The following is a 9,533-nucleotide window of genomic DNA, read 5'->3' as shown; positions in this document are numbered from 1 at the left end:
GTGAGGCATTGAGCTAACCCGTACTAATTGCTCGTGAGGCTTGACCATATAACGCCAAAGTGATTTGGGTACAAATCGAAGCGAAATAGGCAAGTACAACGAAATAAAATACATCGAACGCAAAGCTTAAAAAAAGCTAAAGAGTATTACAAAGCGTACAAAGCAGAATTCAAATTACGAAAGCAATAGCAAAACACAGTTTCGAATTGTCCAGTTTTGCTTGACGACTATAGCGAGTGTGAACCACCTGAATCCATCCCGAACTCAGTAGTGAAACCGCTCCGCGCCGATGGTAGTGTGGGGTCTCCCCATGTGAGAGTAGGTCATCGTCAAGCACCTATTTCAAATGCCCTGATCAGTATTGGTCAGGGCATTTTCGTATGTCTGGTTTTACAAACTCTCACGTGAGAGACAGCCAATTGCTCCTGCATTGACTGCACTCCTGCCATCCATGGCAGTCGTAGGTCATCGTCAAGCGCCTAATACCAAAACCCTCAGCACTCTCTGCTGGGGGTTTTTTATTTGCTGATTTTAGTCGGGAGAATAGCATGATTACTACTGACTTTACTTGGTATAGGTAATAAATGGTTAGCATGAAAAATATGAGAAATCTACTTGTGTGCTGTGGCTTTATTGTCGCGGCTTTTCCAATTGTAAGTGCGCAGGCACTTGATATATCTGTTGATTCAGAAGAAATGATCAATGATTCGCAAGTAGTTAAAGAGGAGCAACTGCAAAATCAGCTACCTCAGTTATTTCCATCTGAACAAGAGCATTTGCAGAAGAAGCAAGCACGTATTAATGAAATGATTGCAGAAAACTCAGTTTTACGAAAAGCACTTCAGGACGAAGCCAGCTTGTATAAGTATCATTGGGAAAGGGAAGATCAAAGGCGTAATGAAAGAAGGTTAAGCGGTGAAGATTTTAAGAAAAGGCCCTGAGCTTCCTTTACATAGTTTAGTGAAGAGTACTATTATTGACGGGTAGTTCATAAAAAACTATATAGATATTACAAACTAGTTAAATATTATTAAGTTGCGTTAAGGCAGTCAATCATGACCTTTTCAGCAGAGAATACTAAGATAGTGATTTGGCAACGTCTTTGTTCTACTCAGTTTAATCTCCCTCTCCTGCCTTAGGGCAGAAAATAATTATATTTATCCAACTAAACACTTAATTTCATTATCTAACCTTTAAAGGTGTTCTGATTAGCCAGTGATGGGCTTGTGGGAGTGTTTTTATGAATAATAATCGAGTTGTAATATTTGATACGACATTGCGTGATGGTGAGCAAAGTCCTGGTGCTTCTATGACTAAGGATGAAAAGCTACGGATTGCTAAAGCTTTGGAAAAAATGCGAGTAGATGTGATTGAAGCGGGATTTGCTATGGCAAGCCCTGGTGACTTTGAGTCAGTCAAAGCAATTGCTGAAACCGTTAAAGGTAGCAGTATTTGTAGCTTGTCCAGGGCCTTGGATGGAGATATTGACCGGGCAGGAGAAGCATTAAAAAATGCTAATGCACCTAGAATACATACCTTTATAGCAACATCACCAATTCATATGAAATATAAGCTGCGAATGGAGCCAGAAAAAGTGTTAGAGCAAGCTGTCCATGCAGTAAAGCGTGCTCGTAATTTGGTTGATGATGTTGAGTTTTCCTGTGAAGATGCAGGGCGATCTGAGTTAGATTTTTTGTGCCGGGTTATTGAAGCAGCTATTAATGCTGGCGCACGAACAATCAATATCCCTGATACCGTGGGTTATGCTATTCCTCATCAGTTTGGAGAAACTTTTCAGCAGTTGATAGAAAGGATTCCAAATGCGGATAAAGCCATTTTTTCAGTGCACTGCCACAATGACTTGGGTCTTGCAGTCGCTAACTCCTTGGCAGCCGTTGCTCATGGTGCAAGACAGGTGGAGTGCACGATCAATGGGTTGGGAGAACGAGCAGGCAATGCTTCACTTGAAGAAATTGTGATGGCAATTAGAACCCGCCAGGATGTTTTAAATGTTGAAACCAATATTGATACAAAACACATTGTGCCCACTTCCCGGTTAGTATCGAGTATTACCGGATTTCCAATTCAACCGAACAAAGCGATTGTTGGAGCCAATGCATTTGCTCATGAGTCTGGGATTCATCAGGATGGTATGTTAAAGCACCGAGAAACCTACGAGATAATGAAGGCAGAAGATGTAGGTTGGAAAGCCAATAAAATGGTGTTGGGTAAGCATTCGGGGAGAACAGCTTTTAAAGGACGCCTTGAAGAGCTAGGGGTGCATTTTAATTCAGAAGCGGAATTAAATACCGCATTTGCTCGTTTTAAGGAGCTTGCAGATAAAAAGCATGAAATTTTTGATGAAGACCTACAAGCGCTAGTAAGTGATACTCGCACTTCAGAAATTACTGAAACCTATAAATTGCAAACACTAGAAGTATGCTCAAAAACCGGAGAAACACCAGTTGCTAAAATAACACTTTCCGTTAGTGGTAAAGAGCGAAGAGCAAGTTCTGAAGGTAGTGGGCCAGTGGACGCAACCTTTAAAGCAATTGAGGTAATTGCTGAATCCAATACATCTTTGGAGTTGTACTCAGTACATGCGATTACCAGTGGAACTGACTCACAAGGAGAGGTAACGGTGCGGTTGGAACGAGGAGGAAGAATAGTGAATGGTAATGGTGCTGATACGGATATTGTCATTGCATCAGCTAAGGCTTACATTAACGCTCTTAATTTACTAGAGGCAGGCGTTCATAGAGCCCATCCTCAAGTGGGCAATGTTTAAGTTTATAATAGTGTAGGGTTATTAGTATGTTAGAGCAGCAGCGTCAGGCTTATCTGCAAGCGATGGGAATCCCGTCTTGGTTTCCTCGTTATCAGCTACCTGGTGCGCAGCCTACACCAGACTACTATTGGCCTGTTGCTAGCAGTGAAAGTTTAGTAGAGGCTCCTGCGACCCATCAGCAAGCTGCTATAACTCAGTCAGAAGAATTTTCCCACGGCTTACCTGAGAGTTTTTCTGAGCGGCCTAAATTGGCTAAATTACAAATACGTGACTCTTTGGTTAATAGTAAGAAGTCGGCAGCTGACTTTACTAAAGAAGGGATGACAGATCAGCCAAAACTAGAAGCTGAACAAGTTAAAGAAATACAGGTAACGCTAACCGAGTCTTGCTATTTTCAGCTGGTTTGTATGTCACCTACTGAGCAAGTGATGTTAGTTACTGAGCTGCCTTATAGTGGAGTCAATGAACTATCAGTATTACATTATTCACTAGTTAATAACCTGCTTGCTGCATTAAACATTAAAAGCACTGCTAATGAGGCTAAAAGCTTTAAGTGGCCTTTTACCTTTCAGCAGTTTGTTGATCAGTCTGAGCCTGTCGCGAGTGCTGCAGTAAAAGCATATTTGGAAGGACAACTAGGTTTCTCAAGTAAAAAACTGGTGATCTTGATGGGGGCTATGGCAGTAAAATATGGCTTGGGTTTAGACAAGGACTTTGAGTCTGTGCGAGGGGTTAGTCAACAAAGCGAACAGTGGTTAGCTGTTACTCATAGCCTGAATGAAATTCTACGACTGCCCCAGTATAAAAAAGAAGCTTGGAAAGATCTTTCTGCAATTACCAAGATAGATTGGTCGCCAGTCTAAACTAAGCCTATGATGACAAGTGATTTACAAGTGTTGCCGATGACTTGCAAGCTTCTAGATGAAGTAATGAAGGTTGAGTGTAATGCGTATTCCCATCCTTGGAGTAAAGGTATTTTTAAAGACTGCTTGAAGTCTGACTATGAGTGTTGGGTAATTGATAATGCAGAAAAATTAATTGGCCATGGGGTTTTTTCAGTAGCAGTGGGAGAGGCGCATTTACTTAATATTACGGTTGCACCAGAATTTCAAGGCAATGGATATGGGCAGTTTTTATTAAATTATTTTTTATCAAGGGCAAGGAAGCTGACTGCTGAGGTAATGTTCCTTGAGGTGAGATCCTCTAACTTAAGTGCTATTAGGTTATATAAGCGAATTGGGTTTGACGAAATTGGATTAAGGAAAAACTATTACCCCGCAGCAGATGGGCGAGAAGATGCGTTGGTAATGTCATATAACTTAAAACTCTAGGGCTTGTTTTCAAAACCGATGGTGTACTCACCACTAATTAGTTGTCTAATACCATAATACAAAGCTGTTGCAGCCGTATGGATAGGTTCGAATTGAATCAAGGGGGCTGATGGCTGTGAGTAGTTTGATAGATAACCGCTGGTGATGGATAGTATAAAAAATGTCAGCAGCCCAATAATATGTTAGTTTTTTATGATGCCATGGACTGTATTATCAATTGCCCGCTGCTTAGGGGTAATGACCTTACTAATAGGGTTAGTTCTTCGATTTATATTTCCTACTGAATTAGCCTGGACCTACTCTGGGGTGAAAACTCCTATAATCGCCTTTGAGTTTGCTCAGACACCAACCGAGGTATTTCACTTGTTTGGTGATGATATTGATCTGCGCGATGCTCTTGTCCGTGCTATGGATTGGGGGAATTATATCGATTTTATTTTCATGGCTGTTTATGCCAGTTTTTTAGCTGTACTGCTATGGTTGCATAAACCTTTGCTGGCGAGCTTAACCTATTGGTGTTTAGGCTTGGTCGCGATTATTTTAGCAACTGATTTTATTGAAAATATCGCTTTACTCAATTTAACCCACTTAGTAAATGTTGGTTATACGGGAGCTTCTAAATTACAAGGGTGGCTTCATGTACTAATCATTAGTACTTGGTTTAAATGGATGTCTATTGTAGTCGTTATTACTGTATTGGGGTTGGCTTGTCGCTTTATTCACTGGTCAGGCTGGTTAACCCTGTGTTTAGGATGGGCTGGTTTATTGCTAGGAGGCTGGAATATTCTTTATCGAGATAGTTTGGAATTATTTGCTAGTGTTGTGTTTTTAAGCTTTATTGTTTTGGTTTGTTATATCTTTATGGCACCTACTCATCACCAGTTGAATTCTTTTAAAGCAAAGAAAGAAGAGCTGACAAAAGTATAAACTGGTTATTAAAATTATAAGCGACTGGTTAAGCGTGAAAAACAATTAAAGGTAATCTCTGAAGTGACCTACCAGCTGTTTGCTGGTAGGTTTACAACGATTGATTGGCTGAAGTGCTATGCCAATTTATCGGTAGCAATATGGTAGTGAGGGTCTGTCATATCATCTACTTCAACCAGGTTTTTGGCTTTTTCTAATAACTCAATACACTCTGGGCTGAGATGGCGTAAGTGCAATACTTTACCTGCTGTCTGATAACGTTCAGCTAACGCATCTATTGCTTCAATACCTGAATGGTCACATACCCGGGAGTGCTGAAAGTCAATGATTACATGGTCTGGATCTGTTTTAGGATGGAAGATTTCTCTAAAATGGGAGACCGAACCAAAAAACAATGGGCCTCTTAAGGCATAAATTTTACTTTCGCCTTCTTCGCTAAGTTCCGCATAAATATGCTTGGCGTGCTCCCAAGCAAATACCAATGCAGAAACAATCACTCCAACGATTACAGCAATAGCCAGGTCTGTGGCAACGGTAACTCCTGAAACCAGGATGAGTACGAAAGCATCAGATATTGGAATTTTGCGAATAATTCTGAAGCTTGTCCATTCAAAGGTGCCAATTACCACAATAAACATTACACCAACCAGTGCAGCAATGGGTATTTGCTCAATCAGTGAGGAGGCGAACAGAATAAAGGCTAACAAACACAAGGCTGCTGTAATGCCAGATAAACGACCGCGGCCACCAGAGTTTACATTTATCATGCTCTGGCCAATCATAGCGCAGCCACCCATGCCCCCAAATAAACCAGTCACTGTGTTAGCAACACCCTGTCCGATACACTCGCGGTTACCTTTACCGCGAGTTTCGGTGATTTCATCAATTAGACTTAATGTAAGGAGAGACTCAATTAAACCAATGGCAGCCAGGATTATTGAATAGGGCAGAATGATCCAAAGGGTTTCTAAGCTAAGTGGCACCATAGGAATATGGAAGTTTGGTAAGCCACCAGCGATAGAGGCGACATCTCCTACAGTTTTGGTTTCGATTCCAAAGCCAATCACAAGCAGTGAAACAGTGACGATTGCAGCTAAAGACGCTGGAATGGCATTAGTCAGCTTAGGCAGGATAAAAATAATTGCCATAGTTAGCGCCACTAAACCAAGCATGACCCATAGTTCAGGGCCTTGCATCCAGGCAACATCAATAACCGAGCCTTCTAAAACAGTATTGGCCAACCAGCCTTCACCACTATTTTCTCCAAAATTACCCAGTTGAGCTAAGAATATAACAATAGCTAGGCCATTCACAAAACCCAGCATGACTGGGTGGGGTACCATACGGATAAACTTGCCTAGTTTTAGTAGCCCTGCTGATATTTGAATTAGCCCCATCAATACAACAGTAGCAAATAAATATTCGACTCCATGCTCTGCAACTAGAGTGACCATGACGACAGCCAGGGCGCCAGTAGCACCAGATATCATGCCTGGGCGGCCACCAATTAACGAAGTGATCAGGCCAACCATAAAAGCAGCATAGAGACCAACTAAGGGCTCGACCCCTGCCACAAATGCAAAGGCAACTGCTTCAGGCACCAGTGCTAACGCAACGGTTAGGCCTGAGAGTAAGTCATTTTTCAGTGATGCGGTTTTTTGCGTGATAAGATCTATCATCAGGTTACTTCATTAGTTACTACGAGTTGGGTATTTCATAACATTATATTTATGCAAGTTTATGAAATAGCCAGAGTAGAGGTTGCTAGATGTAGGGTTTAGTTAGATACCCAAATTGGCGCAGGATCATATCATAAACTGGGTACAAAAGAGTCAGTATTTTCACTACACCAAACCTGATGCTGATGTGCCTATCATGGGTATCTACTACGACTTTCTTCTTTTATTGTAAGGTATCGTTTTGAGTTTCTCAGGCTTTTTGTTAACTGATTTCCAGGTATTTGGTTCGTTAGTGTTGCTGGGCATTGTTTTACTAATTGCCTGGTTGTTTCTGAATATACCTGCCATTTTAGCTGATAGTGGATTACAGCACAGGCTTGGTGCCAGTGTTTTTTGTTTGAGCCTGTTGTGGCTGATTCACCGGGATTTTCCGATAGGTGTCAGTTTGCATTTCTTGGGTATGTCTGCTGCCACGCTAATTATTGGTTGGCCCAGAGCAATTATGAGTGGTTTTGTCGTGTTACTGTTACTGACATTATTTCAGCAGGCTGACTGGATAAGTCTCGGTGTTAATAGTCTGGTAATGATAGTGGTGCCAGTAGTTGCTATGCAGTTGTTTTACCAATGGATAGAACACTTTCAGTCACGCAATATCTTTACTTATATTTTTGGAATTGGCTTTGTTGGGTCGTTATTCAGTACTTTGTTAGTGATTGTGGCAGTCATAATTGTTTTGTGGGGAAGTGATGGCTTTGAGTTCCCAGCCAATTGGTCTGACTATTTGCCTTATACACCACTCATTGTTATGCCTGAGGCAGTTATCAATGGCATGGTGATTTCTGCTGTGACGGTATTTAAGCCTGACTGGGTCATTACGTTTAATCAGCAAAAATACTTAAATCGCTGATTTTTTACGCTCGCCGACTTGTAGCTTGCGTTGCAGAGTCCGTCGATGCATACCAAGTGCTCTTGCAGTGGCAGATATATTACCTTGATTAGCTAGCAGCACTTTTTGTATGTGCTCCCATTCCAGTTGCTCAATAGGCATGGGCTTTTCGCTTAATTCAGGTGTTGGAGTACCCTCTTGCTGAGTGAGTGCGGCTTCAATTTCTGCTGCAGTTGCAGGTTTGCATAAGTAATTGTTGGCCCCTAATTTAACGGCTGCAACCGCTGTGGCAATGGATGCATAACCTGTTAGCACCAATAACTTGGCAGTGGGTGCATGCCGTTTAACAAGAGGAATAACTTCTAAGCCAGACTCATTCGCTAGCTTGAGGTCAATAATTGCAAATTGAGGGGTAAATAATGTAAGCAGTTTACATGTGCTCTCTATACAACAGGCTGTAATCACTTCATAACCTCTTTTACGCATTGCACGAGCTAACACCTGAAGCAAGGCTGTATCATCATCAACAATTAGTAAGATGGGGTGTTTATTACTCATCAATTAATTCACTTTATGCGTGCATTGTTAGAGGTAGCTGAATATGGGTTTCGGTACCTTGCTCAATGTGATTGAGTAGGGTAACAGAACCGCCTAATCGTTCAATAGAGGCTTGGCTAAGGCTTAATCCAAGGCCAAATCCTTTGTCAGGCTGATTCGTGTAAAAAGGAGTACCAAGTTTTTCCAGATTGGCCATATCCAGGCCTGGTCCAAAATCTCTAATGACTATTTCAACATGTCGTTTAGTTGTTTTTGCAAAAAGCTGAATTTTTCGATGGGATTGATCTGCTGCATTATTTAACAAGTTTAATAGTGCCTGAGGTAAGGAGGCATCTGCTAAAACTTGTGAGTCTGCTAAGCCTGTAGTATTCAATTCAATAGAAACCTCTGGTCGAAATACCTGCCAGCGCCCAACTAGTTGATCAATAATTTTTTTAATAGGTTGTTGGATGGGTTGGAGGCTTACTTGAGCTTCAGCAATTAGTGTACGAAGGCTTTGCTTACATTGACTTAATTGGCTTGTTAAACAACTGAGATCTTCTGCTATGTCAGTGTGCTGCTGATAATCCTGCTGCATTTCATTAACTAATAATATCATTGTGTTAAGCGGCGTATTTAATTCATGGGCTGCGCCTGCTGCTAGGCTACCGACTGCAAATAATTGCTCATTGCGTAAGTCTTGTTCTCGTTTGATAGCTAATTGTGCTTGGTGTTGTCGCAGGGTTTGGGCCATTCGAACAACAAAACTGCAAATGAGTAGGGCGCTCAGGCTGAAGTTAAGCCACATGCCTACAACATGTAAGTTAATCATATGAAATTGCTGTGTGCTGTTATCAAAGACTGGGATAAGCTGTGGTAATGGCTGGTAGAAAAACAATAGCAGGGTATAACTGCTTAAACAGATTAAGGTAATAGCAACAGTAAAAGGTAATGCTAGTGTAGCAGCGGCAATAATGATAGGAATGAGGTAGTAAGATACAAACGGATTGCTAGCACCACCACTAATATAGAGTAATAATGTTAGAGAAAAGCAGTCAAAAAGTAACTGGGCAAAAAATTCCCATTCACTGACAGGTGTTAGTTGGCGAAAGCGCCAATACGTAAAAACATTAACTATCCCCATCACTAATAATACACCTGCAACTAGCAGAGTATTTATGGTGAGTGGAGTGTAATTGGTGGCTAGTAATAATATAACGCATAAGCTGCATAAAAATACAGTGCGTATCATCCCCAGGCGAAATAGGTTTTGCCGAGAAATCGAAAGGTTTAGTGGGGCTTTAGAGAAAAAAATCATAACTAAAAAGTGGGCGATTAAAGCAAATGAGAGAGTGTAACTCACTTGAAACAATCACCCAATAGTA

General features: G+C 41.3%; 9 protein-coding genes and 1 rRNA gene. 7 read left to right on the top strand and 3 right to left on the bottom strand.

All coding sequences use genetic code 11. The features are described 5' to 3' along the window. The first annotated feature begins 219 nt into the window (after nt 1–219). The 6 genes from rrf to ORQ98_RS13995 all read left to right on the top strand — a co-directional run bounded on the left by rrf (nt 220) and on the right by ORQ98_RS13995 (nt 5,046). Nucleotides 220–335: ribosomal RNA gene (gene rrf / locus ORQ98_RS14020) — 5S ribosomal RNA — on the top strand. Nucleotides 336–602: 267 nt separating this feature from the next. Beyond that, nucleotides 603–941 carry a hypothetical protein gene (locus tag ORQ98_RS14015; protein WP_274689435.1) on the top strand — a complete coding sequence of 113 codons (339 nt, stop codon included), beginning with the start codon at nt 603–605 and terminating at the stop codon, nt 939–941. A 299-nt stretch (nt 942–1,240) separates the two neighbouring features. Continuing rightward, a complete protein-coding gene (locus ORQ98_RS14010) occupies nt 1,241–2,788 on the top strand; it encodes a 2-isopropylmalate synthase (protein WP_274689434.1) in 1,548 nt (515 codons plus the stop codon). A gap of 26 nt (nt 2,789–2,814) precedes the next feature. Further along, entirely contained in the window at nt 2,815–3,651 is an 837-nt protein-coding gene (locus tag ORQ98_RS14005) for a uracil-DNA glycosylase family protein (RefSeq protein WP_274689433.1), read from the top strand. Nucleotides 3,652–3,690: 39 nt separating this feature from the next. Beyond that, nucleotides 3,691–4,119 (top strand): ribosomal protein S18-alanine N-acetyltransferase, encoded by a 429-nt coding sequence (gene rimI, locus ORQ98_RS14000; RefSeq protein ID WP_274689432.1) that lies wholly within the window; start codon nt 3,691–3,693, stop codon nt 4,117–4,119. A gap of 192 nt (nt 4,120–4,311) precedes the next feature. After that, the gene (locus ORQ98_RS13995; RefSeq protein ID WP_274689431.1) at nt 4,312–5,046 is read left to right on the top strand and encodes a hypothetical protein; all 735 of its coding nucleotides are present in this window, start codon (nt 4,312–4,314) and stop codon (nt 5,044–5,046) included. A 116-nt stretch (nt 5,047–5,162) separates the two neighbouring features. On the opposite strand, the gene ORQ98_RS13990 is transcribed toward ORQ98_RS13995, so the two are convergent. Continuing rightward, nucleotides 5,163–6,725: a SulP family inorganic anion transporter gene (locus tag ORQ98_RS13990; RefSeq protein WP_274689430.1), complete on the bottom strand. Its 1,563-nt coding sequence runs from the start codon at nt 6,723–6,725 to the stop codon at nt 5,163–5,165. Nucleotides 6,726–6,966: 241 nt separating this feature from the next. On the opposite strand from ORQ98_RS13990, the gene ORQ98_RS13985 reads away from it, so the two are divergent. Continuing rightward, the gene (locus ORQ98_RS13985) at nt 6,967–7,632 is read left to right on the top strand and encodes an energy-coupling factor ABC transporter permease (RefSeq protein WP_274689429.1); all 666 of its coding nucleotides are present in this window, start codon (nt 6,967–6,969) and stop codon (nt 7,630–7,632) included. Here the strand turns inward: ORQ98_RS13985 and ORQ98_RS13980 are convergent. Both ORQ98_RS13980 and ORQ98_RS13975 read right to left on the bottom strand, forming a co-directional pair. Beyond that, entirely contained in the window at nt 7,621–8,169 is a 549-nt protein-coding gene (locus ORQ98_RS13980; RefSeq protein WP_274689428.1) for a response regulator transcription factor, read from the bottom strand. The genes ORQ98_RS13985 and ORQ98_RS13980 overlap by 12 nt on opposite strands. A gap of 13 nt (nt 8,170–8,182) precedes the next feature. Next, complete coding sequence (locus tag ORQ98_RS13975; protein ID WP_274689427.1) at nt 8,183–9,511, bottom strand: ATP-binding protein; 1,329 nt, start codon at nt 9,509–9,511, stop codon at nt 8,183–8,185. Nucleotides 9,512–9,533: the final 22 nt, after the last annotated feature.

It is taken from the genome of Spartinivicinus poritis (assembly GCF_028858535.1).
Taxonomy (GTDB): Bacteria; Pseudomonadota; Gammaproteobacteria; order Pseudomonadales; family Zooshikellaceae; genus Spartinivicinus; species Spartinivicinus poritis.
Note: the sequence above shows the minus strand (reverse complement) of the source record. Positions and strands in the feature narration are given on the sequence as shown.